Raw genomic sequence first — 18,176 nt, 5'->3', positions numbered from 1 at the left:
ATCTGGTTATCCAAAAGGTTTGCTGTGAAAATCTAGGTGTGCTCAAAAGTTTTCATTTCCTACACATAGCTTAAAAGTTCTTGATCGTGTCTGCAAGCACATAAGACTATTTTCTTGTGAGCAGTCTCTCTCCAAAAAGTCTGTAGGACGCAGGATTCATACCAAATTTGGTAAAATCAAAAACAGGCAACGAATATTTAATAATTACAAAGAGGAGATTTCCAGTGGTTGAACCCCTGCTATCAGGTATTGTCCTTGGTCTAGTTTTCGTCACCCTCGCCGGACTGTTTTACGCTGCCTATAAGCAATACAAGCGCCCCAATCAGTTGGGCGGTTGAGGAAGTGCTGTTAGCAGAGGTAGCGGGACGTTTAGCCCGTGCTGAATAGGGGAGACAAGGGGGACAAGGAGGACAAAGAAGCAATTTTTCTCCCTTCTCTCCCTTGTCTTTCTCACTCCCTTCTCCTCTCATTGCACAATTCTGTAGAAAGTAAGTGATGTGTTGCCGTAAACTTTCTCGCGGCAAATTTCCCAAGCGGGAATCTCTGGCGGTATCCAACCTTGTGAGGCGTGTTCAACTGCGATTTCGCCACTAGGATCTAAAAGTTGATGGTGAGCGATCGCTTCTAATACTGGCTGGTACAATCCACTGGCATAAGGTGGATCGAAGTAAATTCTATCAAATTGCTTGCCTGATAAAGTCTTTAACTGCTGCGTAATATCTCCCCGCAATACCCGAAATTCTTGCTCGGCATTAGCTACCTGCTGCCAATTTTGTTGGATGGTGGCACAGGCTCGGCTGGATTGTTCAATTCCCACTGCTAGGCTGGCTCCTCTACACAAAGCCTCTGCGCCCATTGAACCAGTACCGGCGCACAAATCTAGCCAGCGACAACTTGCAATTTCTCCCTGCCAAATATTAAATACTGCCTCTCTTACCCGCGCACTGGTAGGTCTAGTTTCTTTTCCTGGTAAAGTTTTTAGCTGGCGATTACCGTAAATTCTCAGGCTCATTGGTTATTAGTCATTGGTCATTAGTTATTAGTCATTGGTCATTAGTTTTAGACAAAGGACAAAGAACAAATGACAAAGATAGTATTAGGCAGGAATTTTTTCGCGGACTTGAGCAACAAAATTAGACAGAATTTGCAATCCGATATTAGAGGATTTTTCGGGGTGAAATTGAACTGCCATGAGGTTTTCGTGAGCGATCGCAGCTGTGACGGTTTGAGTCCCGTGGGTGATGGTTGCTGCACGGATTAGCGGGTCTATTGGGTCAACATAGTAAGAATGGACAAAATACACCCAAGGATCGGACGGTAAATGCTCCCACAAAATGCTTTTTGCCTGAGTCATTTGCAGCTGATTCCAACCCGTATGAGGAATAGTGATGTCAGGTTCGGGACGAAACCGCCGCACTTTTCCTTTGATAATTCCTAGTCCTGGTTGGATACCTTCTGCACTTGATTCAAAGAGAATTTGCAATCCTAAACAAATTCCTAAGAAAGGTTTACCAGATGCGATCGCTTCTTTAATAGGTTGTTCCAAACCACGCGCTCGCAGGTGTTGCACTGCTGGATCAAATGCTCCTACTCCTGGTAGTACGATTGCATCTGCCTGCTCTAATTCCTTTGGAGAATAAGTAACATTAGGAGTTGCCCCAGCTTTTTCTAAGCCTTTACAGACTGAGTGCAAATTTCCCATCTCGTAGTCTACGACCGCAATAACTGGCATTCACCTGCTCCTTGTAAATTTATTATGGAGGGTTTTTCTATTCTAAATAATATTTGTTATGAAGAAAAGAATTCTATTAACTTATTTTGACATTTGCCTAAAAGATCGACAGTCGAATTCTTCTGATGATTTATTACTTGAAGTTAGCAAACTCGATCTGATACCAGATTACTTAAGTTTTTTCCGCCAGTTACCCGTAGTGCAACTGACAAGTACTCAGGTAATGAAAAAAATCAATGCAATTCAATCTGATTAAATTATCTGTTGTAGACAGGCTACAATCCTTACACAATTAAGTGTGGAAGCAGTTACTAGCTGGGAAAAATAGTTTTATAGACAGAAATTGGTGTGAGCAGTGGCAATTGAGATTAGCCATGACTGCGGTAAATTTGTCTTTACTATTCAGTGTTGACTACTTAACCGAAAATCAACTCACGATCCGTTGTATTTTTGTCCGAGTACTGGTTCTCAATCAAAAAAATTTGATGGGGATTCTTGCAGATTTCGTATTAATTATTAACAAACTGGCACTTTCATCAAGTTGTTAATGTCTGTATGGTGAAAGAAATATCTAAGTATATGTTTCCATTGTTACTAATTTTCCCAATAGCTCAATCAACTCTTACCACACCACCACCTGAAGAAGTCGTGCAACAGCAAGAAGTACGTCCTTTACCAGGTCAATTGGATACAGTGCCAACTTTTAATAGCAATAGTCCAGAATTGGTTTTAAAAGAAGGAATTTTACTCTCCACTTTTCCACCAGATGGGAAAAAAGTGCCAACAGCACATCTGAATTTTCCCTTTCGGGGACGATTTGATATTTTTGCCCATCATGTTGCTAGGGCTGAACCACCAGAGAATTTGCGTAGGCATAGCCCGTCGGAGACATCGCTCTATTTAGGGATAATTTTGCACAACCCTGGTTCGCAAGCAGTGAAGGTGAATATTTGGCAGGCGGCGAGTTATTTGAGTCAACCGGATGCACCATTTATTCAGTTACCATCTTTTAGCCAAAATCCTTTAGGGACAATTTTTGCTGGCCCAGGCGATCGCGTTATGTCTGATGTACTGAGAGGACAGCGACAAGGGATTTTCCCAGCCCAAATTGAGATTCCAGCAAAGCAAAGTCGGATGTTACTAAATTTACCAATTCCTGTGCAGGGATTGACACCGCCTCTGAATGGTCGGTCTACATTGATCCGATTGCAAAGTAATGGCACTGTCTATGCAGCTAGCCTAGCGATGTTTGCAAGGGTGAATCCTGATGGCAGTGAGCGATCGCCTACTTTAGAAGAGTGGCAGAATTTACTAGATAATGGCGATCTGGCTGGGCCACGAGATAAAGCGCCTACTCCCCTAGAAGAAACTGCCAAGCCGATAATTTATGGGCGTGTTGCTGGAGTCGCTGGTGGTTCGCGATGGAGAGCCTTATTAGTGGATAATCCTAAAGCTAGGTATCTGACTATTCCCCAGCCTGGTCAAGTATTTTCTTACGCTTTGAGTACCCTGCATGGCGGAACATTGGGAACTGGTCAAATTCAAAGTGCGCCGATGCTGGTGCGCTATTCTGACACCGCATATCGCGCTCATGGCAACTATGGGATTCAATATAATCTCAAGTTACCGCTATACAACAATACTCAAAGTTCTCAAACTGTGAGTGTGTCCATACAAACACCACTTAAAGAGAATCAGTTAGTCAAACCAGGGTTACGCTTTCTGAGTACACCAGCCCGTGAAGTCTTTTTCCGAGGGACAGTACGGGTACGTTACAAAGATGAGCAAAATCAGCCACAAACTGAGTTTGTGCATTTAGTACAAAAGAGAGGTCAACCAGGACAACCCTTAGTTTCATTAAATATGAAAGCTGGCGATCGCTCTTTGGTAGAAGTAGACTTTCTCTATCCGCCGGATGCCACACCACCACAAGTATTAACAGTATCAACTCAGGCTCAAAACCGGTAATGAAATATTGTACGGAGTTTTTTGGGTCAGAATGAGTGACGCTTTTTTGATGATGCGTAGGCGTAGGCATCGCTAACCCCAAAATTGTGTTTTCCACCCGCGTTTTCGACAAAATTGTAAGCACTATTACTTATTGACAAATCGTTTATGACCTTAACCTGTCAAGATGGGGCTGGGAAAGATTTGCTTCGCTCTCTACGAGACGCTGTTCGCGTTCGCAATGACTGTAAATATTTTTGTCCGACTACTTACTAGATGTAGTTTAGGGTATAACCTTTTGATTCTTTCTTGATAAATTACATATAGGACTCCTATTTGATTTTTGAACAAAATTAGGTATGTAGGGTGTGTTAGAACGAAGTTCGTAACGCACCACTATCAAGGGTTTCGTGCCGTACTCTCCGCGATAACACCCTACGTATCTTTTCAGAAATCAAACCGGATTCCTATAACCTTTGTGAAGCATTTATTTTTCAGTATCCCTTAGTTATTAATTGCTTGACGTATCTGGGAACAATAAACGTAAAAGTTTCAAAGATACAGCAGTTATGTTTAGTAAACAAATTAACGTTCCCGGATATCATCTTAGCCAAGAACTTTACAATGGTTCGAGAACATTAGTTTATCGCGGATACCGAGAGGCTGACCAACAACCTGTAGTGATTAAACTGCTGAAAAATCTTTATCCTAGTTTTACTGAACTTGTACAGTTTCGTAATCAGTATACGATCGCTAAAAATTTCCATCAACCTGAAATCATTCAAACTTATGACTTGGAACCGTACCAAAATGGTTATGCGTTGGTGATGGAAGATTTTGGGGGAATTTCCCTGAAAGATTGGTGGTGGATAAGTGAGCGAAGTCTCCAAGAATTTTTACTGTTAGCGATCGCTCTATGCAATTCATTAGATACTCTCTATCGTCATCGCGTTATTCATAAGGATATTAAACCTAGTAATATTCTGATTAATCCCGAAACAAAACAAGTCAAATTAATCGATTTTAGTATTGCATCATTGTTGTCACAGGAAACTCAAACTTTAATGAGTCCTAATGTATTACAAGGGACACTAGCCTATTTATCGCCAGAACAAACTGGTAGAATGAATCGCGGCATTGACTACCGGACTGATTTTTATTCTTTGGGTGTCACTTTTTATGAATTACTAACAGGTGAATTACCCTTTGAGTCTAATGAGCCAATGGAGTTGGTACATTGTCATATTGCGAAACAGCCGGATGAACTAAAAATTAGAAATTCAACATTCACAAATGAGGATATTCCTCAAGTTATTTGTGAATTAGTGATGAAGCTAATGGCAAAAAATGCTGAATATCGCTATCAAAGTGCATTGGGATTGAAATATGATTTAGAAATTTGTTTATCTCAAATCCAAGAAAGTGGGAAGATTCAGAACTTCCAAATTGCTCAACGAGATGTGAGCGATCGCTTCATTATCCCTGAAAAATTGTATGGTCGTGAGCAGGAAGTTCAAACTCTGTTAGCAGCCTTTGAACGGGTGGCAAATAATCAGCGAGAACTCATGCTAGTAGCAGGTTTCTCTGGCATTGGGAAAACTGCGATCGTTAACGAAGTCCATAAACCAATTGTTCGGCAACGAGGCTACTTCATCAAAGGTAAATTTGACCAATTTAATCGGAATATTCCTTTTTCAGCTTTTGTACAAGTATTGCGTGATTTAATGGGGCAACTAAGTCGAGAAAGTGATGTTCAATTAGAAACTTGGAAACTCAAAATTCTCGCAGCACTCGCTGATAATGGGCAAGTCATTATTGAAGTAATTCCCGAACTAGAACAAATTATTGGTCAACAGCCTGCTGTAGGTGAGCTTTCTGGAACTGCGGCACAGAATCGGTTTAATTTATTATTTCAGAAGTTTATTCAGGTGTTCACTATAAAAGAACATCCTTTGGTGATTTTTTTAGATGACCTCCAATGGGCAGACTTGGCATCTTTGAAGTTAATTCAGCTGCTAATGAGTGAGTGAAAATGTAGTTATTTATTATTGATTGGAGCTTATCGCGACAATGAAGTTTCAGCAACGCACCCATTGATGTTGACTTTAGCAGACATAAGTAAAGCACAAACAATAATTAATACCATTACATTGATGCCACTAAGTCAAAGCAAACTGAATCAATTAGTTACTGAGACACTAAAGTGTGCCGAAAATTTAGCCTTACCTTTGTCTCAATTGATATATCAAAAAACTCAAGGTAATCCATTTTTCATAACACAGTTTCTTAAGGCATTACATCAACATGGACTAATTCAGTTTAATTTTGAAGCAGCTTGTTGGGAATGTGATATTACACAAGTGAGTCAGCAAGCAATCACCAATGATGTTGTTGAGTTTATGGCATTGCAGTTAAAAAAGCTTTCTCAATCAACGCAAGAGATATTAAAATTGGCTGCTTGTATTGGTAATCAGTTCGATTTAGAAACATTAGCGATTATTGCTAAAAAATCGCAAATAGAAACAGCCACTTGTTTGTGGAAGGCTTTGCAGGAAGGCTTAATTTTACCTCAAACTGAAGTTTATAAGTTTTATCAACAAGAGTCATCCGTCCCTAGTCATAGCCTACGCGGAGGCGTACCCCTACGGGGAAGCAAGCTACGCGTAGCGTCTCGTAGAGAAGCGTTTATATCATTAGCAAACAGGGAAGAGATGACTCTGGGGTATAAATTTTTGCACGATCGTGTCCAACAAGCAGCTTATTCCCTAATTGCCGAAGACCAGAAACCTCAGTTTCACTACACTTTAGGACAGCTACTACTCCAAAATACCTCAGATGCAGAACAAGAAGAAAAACTGTTTGATATTGTTAACCATTTGAATATGGGTTCGTTTCAGATTACTGAAACAACAGAACAACTAAAGATTTCCCAACTCAATTTACTAGCTGGACAAAAAGCTAAACTGTCAACAGCATACCAAGCAGGTGTATTGTATTTATCCGCAGGAATTAAACTATTACCACTTGATAGTTGGGAAAGCGATTATCATCTCACCTTTTCTTTATATCGAGAATGCATTGAATGTCAATATCTGGCTGGGGATTTTGAAGCAGCAGAAATCTTGGTTGCAACTACGTTGAACAATTCACGATCGCAATTAGATAAAGCCGCCATCAACGCGATTCGATTGATACAATACCAAAACAGTGCTATCTATGAAAAAGCGATTCAAATAGGATTAGACAGCTTAAAAATGTTGGGTTTGGAATTACCCATTGCACCCAATAAGCAGACGATAACATTGGCAGCACAAGCAGTAGCAAAAAATCTTGGCGATCGCCAAATTGCATCTCTTGCATTTCTCCCTCAAATGGAGAGCAACGAGCAGCAAATGTTGGTATTACTATTAATTAATCTGATTCCTCCGACTTATATTGCTAATCAAGATTTGATGGTATTAGTCATTCTAAAAATGACAAATCTTTGTTTGCAATATGGTAATACTCCTCTCGCTAGCTTTGTCTATATTTGGTATGCTACTGTTCTTTGTTCAATTTTTGAAGAGTACGAAAAAGGCGATAGCTTTGGTGCTTTAGCTCTACAACTCAACGAGCAAACTAACATTTTGGCGATTAAAGGCAAAGCGTATATGACCTTTGGTAGTTTTGTGAGCCACTGGCGCAGACCATTGCCAGAAGGCTTAGAAACTATCAAACAATCCTTTTATCTAGTGATGGAAGCAGGAGAGCTATCTTGGTGTTTTCATGGTGGTTCGTTCAATTTCTGGAAAAAGTTTTTAGTCTGCGATCGCCTAGAATATCTAGCTGAGGAACAAAAGCGATTAGTTGAATTTGCTGAAAAAATGGGACCTCCAGCCGCCTTAGCTTTAGCAATTCAACATCAAGTTCTGGCTAATTTGCAAGGAGCAACTTCAGATCGGTTTAGTCTCAACGATGAAACATTTAATGAAACCTCAGCCCTAAAAGTTTTTGCAGATAGTCAATATGCTTATGGGATGAGTACCTACTATTTTGCTAAAGCTTTTCTCCACTATAGCTATGGTGATTATGCTACGGCTTACCAATTGGGATTAGAAGCAGAAAAAACTCACGCTTCACTATAGGGCCAGTTTCAAATTATTCTCCATGATTTTTATCAAGCTCTCAGCATAATACAACTTTATGTTTATGGCAGTACGAATGAAACGTTACGGCATGAATATTTAGAAAAGCTCCAAAAATATAGTCAAAAATTCAAATTATGGGCAGATACTTGCCCAGAGAACTATCTAGCTTTTTCCTTACTATTAGAGGCAGAAATTGCCCGAATTCGTCAATTTTATGGTCAAGCTGTGGGATGCTACGATCGCGCTATTGCCATAGCAAAAGCCAACAAGTACCTCTACACTGAAGCCCTTGCCAATGAGCTTACGGCCCGATTATATCTGGAATGGGGTAAAGAACGGATTGCTCAAGAATATCTATTCAATGCTTACTATTGCTATGTTCGTTGGGGAGCTAAAGCCAAAGTTGATGACTTGGAAAAACGCTATCCGCAGCTTTTAGCACCGATTTTACAACAGCGAGAACAGTCCTTAAATACAACTGATAGTTTTTTGACCCTATCTTTTTATAACAATAAAACTTCTACATCAGACAGTATTTCAGAGACGCTCGATTTAGCAACAGTACTCAAAGCCTCCCAGACCCTTTCTAGCGAAATTGAATTAGAAAAATTGCTGGCGACGCTGCTTCAGGTGACGATCGAAAATGCGGGGGCAGATAAATGCGTGTTAATGTTGCTGCGGGACGAACGCCTACTCATCAAAGGGATTGTCAATGCTGGGATGGAACCAATTGTTCTCCAACAAATTCCCGTCGAAGAAAGCCAAGACATTCCTCTAGAACTGGTTTATAGCGTCAAACACTCCTTGGAGCCGACTGTACTGTTTGATGCAACTGCCGATCCCCGCTTTGCCAGCGACTCTTATATTCTGTCTCAACAGCCAAAGAGCATTTTGTGTAGCCCGATTTTGCTCCGGGGCAAATTTGCTGGCATCGTTTATTTAGAAAATAATCTCACAACTGGGGCATTTACCAGCGATCGCGTCAATATTCTCAATCTACTCTGTACTCAAGCCGCCATTTCTTTAGAAAATGCCCGACTCTATGCTCATGAACAAGAAAAAAGCCAAGTATTACAAGAGTCGCTGCATAAATTACAGCAATCAGAAATGCGTTTCAAAGAATTGTTTGAAAAATCAGCAGATGCCATTATGCTTTGGGGTTGTGATGGATTGGTTGACTGCAATCAGGCAACAGTTGAACTGTTTGCATACAGTCACAAAGACCAGCTTTATTCTCGTCACCCGTCAGACATCTCAAGTGAATTTCAACCCGATGGTCAATCTTCCTCTGAGAAAACAAATGTGATGATTGCCAAAGTGTTGCAAACCGGATGCCATCGGTTTGAGTGGATACATAAACGTGCCAATGGTGAAGAATTTTGGGCAGAGGTGATGCTGACTAGAATTCCCTACAATACTACACAAATAGTACACGGTGTTGTGCGAGACATTAGCGATCGCAAGCTGGCCGAGGAAGAAATTCAACAAGCCCAACTTCAAATCGTGCAGTCGGAAAAAATGTCGGCTCTCGGTAATTTGGTGGCTGGTGTGGCTCACGAAATTAACAACCCTGTTGGTTTTATTGCTGGCAATTTACAACCCGCCTCAGATTATATTAATGACACCTTTAGGTTGATTGATTTGTATCAACAAGAATACCCCGATCCGACTGCGGCAATTCAGGACGAGATAGAAGCGATCGACCTGGAGTATGTACGAGAAGATTTACCCAAGTTAATCTCATCCATGAAAGTGGGAATTGATCGCATCCGCGAAATCAGTAATAGTCTCCGCACTTTTTCCAGAGCCGATCGCGATCGCAAAATCTCCTTCAATATTCACGAAGGCATTGATAGCACCATCCTAATTCTCAGACATCGCCTCAAAGCCAATGGCAATCGTCCAGAAATCGAGGTAGTCAAAAAATATGGTAATCTCCCCCAAATTGAATGTTTTCCAGGACAGTTAAACCAAGTGTTTATGAACATTGTGGCGAATGCAATCGATGCTTTAGAAGAATCGAATCAGGGACGCAATGTTACCGACATTAAAACCAATCCAAATCGTATCACCATTACAACTTGCAGAGGTCAACAAAAGACTATTGTGGTAAAAATTGCAGATAACGGGACTGGGATACCAGAGGAGCGGCGAGAACGTATATTTGACAACCTATTCACTACAAAAACCGTTGGCAAAGGAACAGGATTAGGATTAGCGATTGCCCGTCAAATTGTTGAGGATAACCACCGTGGTAAGTTGAGTTGCAATTCTGTACTGGTAAAAGGCACAGAATTTGTCATTGAGATCCCAGTGTTTTAACAACAGTGTCCCTTGCCCCCATTCGTGACAATTTGACAAAATTAGTTTTGTCAAATTGCCAGAAATACTAAGTGGGTAGGGAAAGGTTTGCTATATATTTACTAACCTCTTTGAAAACCCTTTGCTGGCTTTTGTTGCCCCTTACCCTTGGGCTTAGATTTGCTAACTTCTCCTAAAGCTTCTTGAAATAAGTTATGCAAATGTATGGGTACACTGGCAATATCTGGTAACTCTGGCTCAATAGGTTTGTGGAATTCTTGCAAAAGTGCATCTAAGTCACTTTCAAGACTAAACTCTGGACGTTGCAAAAATGTTTGTAACACATTTTCTAATTGAGTTGGATACTGTTGCGCTAATCGATGCCAGATAAAAGCATTAATACTTTTATCTTCAAGGTAATAACGAACTAGTTTTTCCGCCCCTTGAATACCTTGCCAGTCATCTGCCGATAAGATTGCTTGTATCTTACTATATGTTGGTAAAAACATTTGTCCCCAACGGGGATGAGAAAGGGCTGTTACCTGTTCAGCTTTCTTGAGTTCAGCAGGTAAATCAACCTTTGGCATCACCATTTTGCTATTGCCGCCTTTGCTGTTCAACATCTGAGAGACTACGTTGGAATCAGCACCAAATTCTTGTGCTGCTGCTTTGATTTCCTCGTCTCCAATGCCAGCTGCTTCTGCCACTTCTGCTAAAGATTTTGAAGGATCAATTCCTGCGGCTGCAAGGGTTTTTTCTGTAATTACTTCTTGAAATTCGGCTATCTTTTTATTTAAATGGTATCCAGATAGGGTGATTTCATCAGAGCCAAAAAAGTCCACAAACTGTTGATGATATTTTTCTACTGACTGCCAAGCTTCTTCTAGCAAGTCTGGAGCATCACTGTAAAGATTACTTTTATAGTTTTCTTTGAAATTGCCAATTGCTACAGCCAGTTTTGGTTTGCCTAATTTACCCATTATTGTGTAGGGGCCAGATAACATCCAGTAGCTATCGGTGACAGGAGAAATGCGAGTTAGTAAAATTTCTCCTACTTTCAACCGAGATATTGCCTGTAATGTTTGGGTATTGTTTGGCTTGACAATGTAGCGTTTATCTGTGAGCCAGTTAGTCAACTCAAAGCCATCAGGTAGGATATTACTAATGGCAAATAAGCCAATAAAACTATGATGCCAGCTTTCGATCAGGTTGCGATCGCTCTGTTCTAAATCTGGATGGCTTTCGATAAACAACTCTAATGGTGATTTGTCACCAACTTTCCCGGCTGTCAGAAAGCTATCGATGATTAAGTCCTGCTGCGTACTATCGCCACTTCCACGGCGCGACTGTTCTGCGGCATAAGTTTCCAGTGCTTTTGCCAGTTCGCCTTCAGCATCAAAGACAAAATCTACTAAGGCTTGTTTTAATTGGTGCGATCGTTCTAATATGACATCCACAAGTTAATATCTCGGTGCAACAGATGTAGATTATAGCGTTTAAGAGAATTACAGCATCTAGCTATTGCTAGATTTATGGTGGCGTGTACTTAGCATATAAAGACGCTTGCTGACAAAGTACAGCTTGAGTGTATTGCTAATCTAACCTATCAAGACGAATATAAAAATATTTCAGCTTCTGCTCCTATTGGTAAAATTGGTGATACATATAAGCTAGTCTTCTTTTAAGCATCTAAGAATACTATCAAGTTCGGATGAATACTTATCATTACGAACGAAGTGAAGTAATCGCAGAGATTTTGTGATTGCCTCACTTCGTTGCAATCGCAAATCTAAAAAAGCTAGCTATCTGTACAGTTGCTCATTGTGTGTTTTTAGAAAGCAAAATAAAAAGGCAAAAGAAGATTTTCTTTTACCTTTTTAGTTTTTACCTTTTAAGAGAGACGCAAAATTTAAAGTCTCTATTCGTCGTCGAAATCATCCTCGTCGTCTTCCTCTTCTTCCTCGAAATCATCGTCGTCTACTACTTCATCGGCGATTAATTCATCTTCTTCATCTAGAATTGACCTTTCTGCACGTCTGCTACCAAAGCCAGATTCGCCAAGAGTCGGAGAATCTAAATTATAGGTGCGGGCTGTGCGGTCATCTAATACCATATCCAGGGGATCGTCAACTTCATCCAAGACACTACTGGTAATTTCAGCAGCATAATCTTCGATCGCACCAGGTTCATCATAGGTATTGTACCCAGTACCAGCCGGAATCAATCGCCCGATAATCACGTTTTCCTTTAATCCGCGCAGCCAGTCAGATTTGCCTTCGATAGCGGCTTCGGTAAGTACCCGTGTTGTCTCTTGGAATGATGCGGCGGAGATAAAGCTGTCGGTGTTCAACGATGCTTTGGTGATCCCCAACAATACTGGGGTATACTGTGCCCTAGCACCGCCTGTAATTGCCATAGCTTCGTTCACCTGCTCAACTTGGCGCAGTTCCACCAATTCGCCGGGAAGCATGGTGGTGTCGCCACCATCATCAATCCTGACTTTGTTGGTCATCTGGCGAACGATTACTTCAATGTGCTTATCGGAAATATCAATTCCTTGAGATTGATACACCATTTGCACTTCATTCACCAAGAATGTCTGTACCTTCTGCAAGGCAAGGCTAGCACAGGCATAGATTCCATCTTCGGAACCAAGGCTAAAGAAGATTTCTAAAATTTCGTGGGGATTAGATGGGCCATCAGTTAACGGTTGTCCCGCTAGTACCATTGAGCCATCTGGCACAATCAAGTTTTGTCCAGGCCCCAGAGGATAATCTGTCACCACGCCATTTGATTCTACGACCTTGATAGCGATCGCTTCATCACCACTTTCAGCGTAAACTACCTTAACTTCACCCGCGCGGCGACATAGAATGCACGCTTCTTTGGGTTTACGAGCTTCAAGTAGTTCTTCAATCCGGGGCAAACCTTGAATGATATCTCCAGTTTTGGCGCGTTCAAACACCAGCAACACCAAGTTATCACCCCGTTGTACCAAATCGCCGTCTTCTATCTGCAACACAGCACCAGGGCTGACTCGATAGGGGCGACCGATACGGCTAGTAATAGCGTAGTTTTTAGTACTCAAAGCTGAGTCACTACCAGGTGTAGCAGGGGCATTTTTAATATCCACTACTTGCCCTGATTCTTGGGCAAAAACTCCAGGAGCAATTTCTGTACCTTCTACTAGCAAGTCACCCACTTTTACTTTGGGCTGAGTACTAGTATTCGTAACGATCCTGTCAACGTCGCGCAGCACCAAACAGCGACGCACGTTTTCGGTTCCTTTTTGGACACCCCGCACTTCCCCCCCTTCTTTACACAAGATTTGGGTACGTGCTACCACGGCTCCAGGGGCAATGGAAAGCCCATCGTGTACCTCAAGTGTTGTCTGGGTGCTACCTTGGGTGGCATCGGCGGTAATATCTCGACGAATTACCAAGGACTCCAAAATCACCAGTTGCAAGCGTTGAACTTCTAGGTCTTCAGTATCCTGTACCAGTTCAATATCAGCTGCTAGGGGCGAAGCATTGTGGTCTTGTTCCCCTTCTTGGTCAATTTCCAGTACTAGCTGGGTTCGCAGCAGTTCTACACCTTCAACAGACTTGACACGTTCCGAATCTTTGTAAGGGAGTCTCTGCACCGCCCGTAACTGAATCGATCGCCCGGTTTGTTGGCTTACCGATGTAGTTGATGGGACATCTGGGTTATCAGGTACGGCAAACTCAACTACTGGACGACTCAACAATGCAGGTCCTTCTGGTGTCTCCACATACTGGATATAACGCAATTCCGTGGCGACATTGCCTTGGAATTCCTCACCTGGTTGGATGAAGGTGTTATCTCGCCCGATGACTGATTCTGGATCGTCCACCATCAGCAGTTCGCCTGGCTTGACCACAACTTCCCGCAGGATATCGTTTTTCTGAGTCACTTCTACCACACCACTGTTTTGGCAGAAGATATCCTTCACGACTTCGGTGCCAGCTTCTACAAACTGACCGTCTTCCACCAACAGCAAGGAGATATCTTTATTAACTTCGTGGCTTTCTTCGGGAATCCACAACAGAGTACCGCCCTGCACAACTTCATAACCCAGCTTGGCTTTACCTTTTTTCTGGACTTCGACACCCGCGAATTTCAGGAATCCACCAGTTGTTGTGCGATAGCGGTCATCAATTAACTCTGCTACTACTTGACCGTTTTGCACTTTTGTGCCTGGTGTAGCCCGGAGGTTAAATACCTGGTTGTTGCCAGTGGAAACTAAGTAGTTATTGCGACCTTGAGAACTTTGAACTGTCACCGTTGCCTGGTCTAAGACCACAGAAGCAGTGATAATCTCAATTTCTCTGGTACTCTTACCTGGGGTAGCTTCGGGTAAGCGCACCACACCACCGTGCAAACTGCTTAACTTGGTTTCTGCTAAAACTCCATTAGAAGCGATCGCATCACCATTTTTCACCACCAATTCTGCACCAGGTGGCAAGTTGTAAACTTCCCCAGACAGAATCCAAATCAAACCACCACGTGCGGCTGTGGTTGTGGTATTACCTTGACGGTCAGTTTTTTGTTCTGGAACTACTTCGGCAAATTGCACTTCCCCAGCTAAGTCAGAGGCAACATCTTTAACTGCTTTTTCTGTATTAGTCCGAGTTGTGCGTCCACCAAGGGCAACCTCTGCCAACAACTGACCTTGCTTTACCTTATTTCCATCAAATACGTATAGTGTTGAACCTTGGGTCAGATGAACCTCTTGGTTTTCTGGGGTAACATCACCTACTTTTGTTGGTTCCAAAAGCATGATGCCATTCGCCTCAACATATAGGGCATCTTCTCCGTGGCGAGTCCGATATGTTCTAGTCTTCAGCTTGCGGGGAAGCTTGACAGTCCCATCAATTTTAGAACGAACTTGTTGCGCCACTTCCCCAGTAAACACCCCACCAGTGTGGAATGTCCGCATGGTTAGCTGAGTACCAGGTTCACCGATACTTTGGGCAGCAATGATCCCCACAGCTTCGCCTAAGTCTACCATCTTGGCGTGGGCCAAACTCCAGCCGTAGCAGTGTTGACAGACAGAACGTGCGGCTTCACAAGTTAGTGGCGATCGCACCACAACTTCTCCCACCCCAGATTTTTCAATCTTCTTCGCCAATTCTTCAGGAATTGGGGAATTACGTGCTGCAATCAATTCTTTTGTTACCGGATGCACCACATCTTCCCCAATTACCCGTCCCATCAAGCGGGTTCCTAAAGGAATCAAGGTTTTGGCACCTTCTGTCATTGGTCGAATGGTCAGACCTCTAGTAGTGCCGCAGTCAAATTCCCGAATAATTACATCCTGAGAAACGTCCACCAACCGGCGGGTAAGATAACCAGAGTCAGCCGTCCGCAAGGCAGTATCTACCAATCCTTTTCTGGCACCGTAAGACGAAATAATGTATTCCGTCACCGTGAGTCCTTCACGGAAGTTGGTTTTGATCGGTAAATCGATAATTTCCCCTTGAGGATCTGCCATCAGTCCCCGCATCCCCACCAACTGCCGCACTTGGGAGATGTTACCCCGCGCCCCGGAGAATGCCATCATATATACGGAATTCAGGGGATTAGTCTTCTTGAAGTGGACGACGACTTCATCTTTCAAGGCTTCACTGGTACCATTCCAGGTATCAATTACCTTTTGGAAGCGTTCTACTTCAGTGATTTCTCCCCGTTGATAACGGGTTTCAGTAGCGCGAATTTCTTCCTCGGCTGCTTCTAAGAGCAATCGCTTAGTTGGTGGTATCATCAGGTCATCTACACTGATGGAAACCCCTGCTTTGGTAGCGTAGCGAAATCCCAAATCTTTCAATTTGTCCGCCATCACTGCGGTTCGCGCTGTACCATAATTCGTAAAAGCCCAAGAAATTAAATTTCTCAGTTGACCTTTGTCAACCACGCGATTGCGAAAAATCATTTTTTCGTTAGTCATTAATCATTAGTCCTGAGTCATCAATAATTAATAATTCGTAATTCGTAGTTCGTAATTCGTAATTGAAGAATTAATTACGAATTACGAATTAGAAATTACGAATTAACTTGCTAGTGCTTCCTGAATGGCATTGTTGTAAATAACGCGGCCAGGAGTTGTGTATATATACTGTGAAAGTACATTGCCTTTAGCGTCTTGTCTGACTCGACGGAACTTATAGAGTAATGTGCGAGTACCATCCTCGTTTTCCGTCACTTTCACGGGTTCCGTATCGGGTTGGTCTGATTCTATTTCACCATCAAACCTTACGTAAATATAGGCGTGCAAGTCAATTTGATCTTGCTGGAAAGCCATAATTACATCCTCTAGCGAAGAAAAGTAATTTCCTGCACCTTTTGTCGCACCGGGATTTTCTGCGGTTAAGTAATACGCTCCCAACACCATATCTTGGCTAGGCGTGATGATCGGTTTACCCGTGGCTGGTGACAAAATATTGTTAGAAGCCAACATCAGCAACCGGGCTTCAGCCTGACTTTCTAACGACAGAGGGACGTGTACCGCCATTTGGTCGCCGTCAAAGTCGGCGTTAAACGCTGGACACACCAGAGGATGCAATTGAATCGCTCTACCTTCTACTAAAATCGGTTCAAAAGACTGAATACCCAATCGGTGCAACGTTGGTGCCCGATTTAGCATTACAGGGTGTCCTTCAATCACCTCTTCCAGCACATCCCAAACACTGGGATCGTTACGCGATATCAACTTTTTCGCAGCTTTGATATTATTTACCATGCCGCTACGGATAAGGCGGTTAATCACAAATGGTTGAAATAGCTCAATTGCCATTTCTCTAGGCAAACCGCACTGGTGAATTTTCAGCTTTGGCCCGACCACAATTACCGAACGTCCAGAGTAGTCAACCCGTTTACCTAACAAGTTTTGTCGGAAACGTCCTTGCTTACCCTCAATAATGTCAGACAAAGATTTCAGTGGTCGGTTATTTGCCCCTACCACAGTGCGTCCCCGACGACCATTGTCAATCAAAGCATCCACTGCTTCTTGCAGCATCCGCTTTTCGTTCCGCACAATAATCTCTGGTGCCAAAATTTCTTGCAAGCGTGCCAAACGATTGTTGCGGTTAATTACCCGCCGATACAAATCATTCAAATCGCTGGTGGCAAACCGTCCGCCATCTAGTTGCACCATTGGGCGCAAGTCAGGAGGAATTACGGGAATAACTGCCATTACCATCCACTCTGGTTTGGAACCAGTGGCGATAAAGTTGTCAATTACCCGGAGTCGCTTAATTAGCTTGGCTCTCTTTTGTCCCTTGGCGTTACCAATTTCTTCGCGTAGGCTTTCGGCTTCTTGCTCTAAATTGATATCAGCAAGCAAACGCAACAGCGCTTCCGCACCAATGCCTACTTCTACGCCTTGCAGCACAGAATCTTCGCTATAAATTTGGTCTTCTATTTCCAACCACTGGTCTTCACTGAGTAGCTGTTTGTAAGTTAAAGTTTCGGCATTACCTGCACTCAGGACAACATAAGAGTTGAAATAGACAATCTGCTCGACATCCCGCAAGGGCATATCTAGCAGGATGGAAATATAGCTAGGAATGCCTTTGAGATACCAAACGTGAGCGACTGGTGCAGCGAGTTTAATGTAACCCATGCGGTGACGACGCACCCGTGACTCGGTGACTTCTACCCCACAACGCTCACAGACAATACCTCTATGACGAACTCTTTTATACTTACCACAATGGCATTCCCAATCTTTTGCGGGGCCAAAAATGCGCTCACAAAATAAGCCATCCATTTCTGGCTTGAGAGTTCGGTAGTTAATCGTCTCTGGCTTGGTAACTTCACCAACTACTTGACCATTAGGCAATGTTCTTTCGCCCCATTGCCGAATGCGTTCGGGGGAAGCCAAGCCGATTTTTACGTAGTCAAACTGATTAGTTTGGGCAGGTCTCATAATTAGTTCGTAATTCGTAATTCGTAATTCGTAATTAACAATTTCTAATTCGTAATAGTGGCGATCGCAACCTACGCCAACGTAATTCATAATTCGTAGTTAAGAAGTAGTAATTTTGGAT

General features: G+C 42.6%; 10 protein-coding genes and 2 pseudogenes (1 of these 12 running past the window's edge). 6 read left to right on the top strand and 6 right to left on the bottom strand.

All coding sequences use genetic code 11. The annotated features are described in order from the left end of the window. A protein-coding gene (locus CDG79_RS13685) for a c-type cytochrome (protein ID WP_012411291.1) crosses the window boundary here: on the bottom strand, positions 1 to 14 show its start. It extends 361 nt beyond the left edge of the window; only the first 14 of its 375 coding nucleotides appear in the window; it begins with the start codon at positions 12 to 14; the stop codon falls past the left edge of the window. 210 nt (positions 15 to 224) lie between these two features. Here CDG79_RS13685 and petG point away from each other — a divergent pair, with 210 nt between their 5' ends. Continuing rightward, a complete protein-coding gene (gene petG / locus CDG79_RS13680; RefSeq protein WP_063721252.1) occupies positions 225 to 338 on the top strand; it encodes a cytochrome b6-f complex subunit V in 114 nt (37 codons plus the stop codon). Positions 339 to 466: 128 nt separating this feature from the next. Here the strand turns inward: petG and rsmD are convergent, their stop codons facing one another. After that, positions 467 to 1,012 (bottom strand): 16S rRNA (guanine(966)-N(2))-methyltransferase RsmD, encoded by a 546-nt coding sequence (rsmD, locus tag CDG79_RS13675; RefSeq protein ID WP_094342601.1) that lies wholly within the window; start codon positions 1,010 to 1,012, stop codon positions 467 to 469. An 84-nt stretch (positions 1,013 to 1,096) separates the two neighbouring features. Continuing rightward, positions 1,097 to 1,732, bottom strand: coding sequence for an imidazole glycerol phosphate synthase subunit HisH (gene hisH, locus CDG79_RS13670; RefSeq protein ID WP_094342600.1), 636 nt, complete (start codon positions 1,730 to 1,732; stop codon positions 1,097 to 1,099). Positions 1,733 to 1,790: 58 nt separating this feature from the next. Between hisH and CDG79_RS45155 the strand changes: the two genes are divergently transcribed. The 5 genes and pseudogenes from CDG79_RS45155 (at position 1,791) to CDG79_RS45470 (ending at position 10,128) form a co-directional block, all read left to right on the top strand. Then, a complete protein-coding gene (locus CDG79_RS45155; RefSeq protein ID WP_317616587.1) occupies positions 1,791 to 1,988 on the top strand; it encodes a hypothetical protein in 198 nt (65 codons plus the stop codon). A gap of 323 nt (positions 1,989 to 2,311) precedes the next feature. Then, positions 2,312 to 3,700 carry a DUF3370 domain-containing protein gene (locus CDG79_RS13660; RefSeq protein WP_094342599.1) on the top strand — a complete coding sequence of 463 codons (1,389 nt, stop codon included), beginning with the start codon at positions 2,312 to 2,314 and terminating at the stop codon, positions 3,698 to 3,700. Between the two features lie 548 nt (positions 3,701 to 4,248). Further along, positions 4,249 to 6,771, top strand: a pseudogene (locus tag CDG79_RS45480) (ATP-binding protein); the annotation flags it as partial. Between the two features lie 1,260 nt (positions 6,772 to 8,031). Further along, positions 8,032 to 8,826: pseudogene (locus tag CDG79_RS45475) on the top strand (GAF domain-containing protein); the annotation flags it as partial. 87 nt (positions 8,827 to 8,913) lie between these two features. Then, positions 8,914 to 10,128, top strand: coding sequence for a PAS domain-containing sensor histidine kinase (locus CDG79_RS45470; protein WP_442946205.1), 1,215 nt, complete (start codon positions 8,914 to 8,916; stop codon positions 10,126 to 10,128). A 101-nt stretch (positions 10,129 to 10,229) separates the two neighbouring features. Here CDG79_RS45470 and CDG79_RS13650 read toward each other — a convergent pair whose 3' ends face one another. The 3 genes from CDG79_RS13650 to CDG79_RS13640 all read right to left on the bottom strand — a co-directional run bounded on the left by CDG79_RS13650 (position 10,230) and on the right by CDG79_RS13640 (position 18,055). Further along, entirely contained in the window at positions 10,230 to 11,564 is a 1,335-nt protein-coding gene (locus CDG79_RS13650; RefSeq protein ID WP_094342598.1) for a hypothetical protein, read from the bottom strand. A gap of 461 nt (positions 11,565 to 12,025) precedes the next feature. Beyond that, on the bottom strand, positions 12,026 to 16,075 hold the full coding sequence (locus CDG79_RS13645) for a DNA-directed RNA polymerase subunit beta'' (protein WP_094342597.1): 4,050 nt from the start codon (positions 16,073 to 16,075) through the stop codon (positions 12,026 to 12,028). A gap of 102 nt (positions 16,076 to 16,177) precedes the next feature. Then, complete coding sequence (locus tag CDG79_RS13640; protein ID WP_094342607.1) at positions 16,178 to 18,055, bottom strand: DNA-directed RNA polymerase subunit gamma; 1,878 nt, start codon at positions 18,053 to 18,055, stop codon at positions 16,178 to 16,180. Between the last annotated feature and the right edge of the window lie 121 nt (positions 18,056 to 18,176).

The sequence above is a fragment of the Nostoc sp. 'Peltigera membranacea cyanobiont' 232 genome (assembly GCF_002245985.1).
Taxonomy (GTDB): Bacteria; Cyanobacteriota; Cyanobacteriia; order Cyanobacteriales; family Nostocaceae; genus Nostoc.
Note: the sequence above shows the minus strand (reverse complement) of the source record. Positions and strands in the feature narration are given on the sequence as shown.

Bases quoted from the DNA above. Each gene is read 5' to 3' on its own strand.
- rsmD (WP_094342601.1), bottom strand. From the start codon at position 1,012: ATGAGCCTGAGAATTTACGGTAATCGCCAGCTAAAAACTTTACCAGGA.
- hisH (WP_094342600.1), bottom strand. From the start codon at position 1,732: ATGCCAGTTATTGCGGTCGTAGACTACGAGATGGGAAATTTGCACTCA.
- CDG79_RS45155 (WP_317616587.1), top strand. From the start codon at position 1,791: ATGAAGAAAAGAATTCTATTAACTTATTTTGACATTTGCCTAAAAGAT.
- CDG79_RS13660 (WP_094342599.1), top strand. From the start codon at position 2,312: ATGTTTCCATTGTTACTAATTTTCCCAATAGCTCAATCAACTCTTACC.
- CDG79_RS45470 (WP_442946205.1), top strand. From the start codon at position 8,914: ATGCGTTTCAAAGAATTGTTTGAAAAATCAGCAGATGCCATTATGCTT.
- CDG79_RS13645 (WP_094342597.1), bottom strand. From the start codon at position 16,075: ATGACTAACGAAAAAATGATTTTTCGCAATCGCGTGGTTGACAAAGGT.
- CDG79_RS13640 (WP_094342607.1), bottom strand. From the start codon at position 18,055: ATGAGACCTGCCCAAACTAATCAGTTTGACTACGTAAAAATCGGCTTG.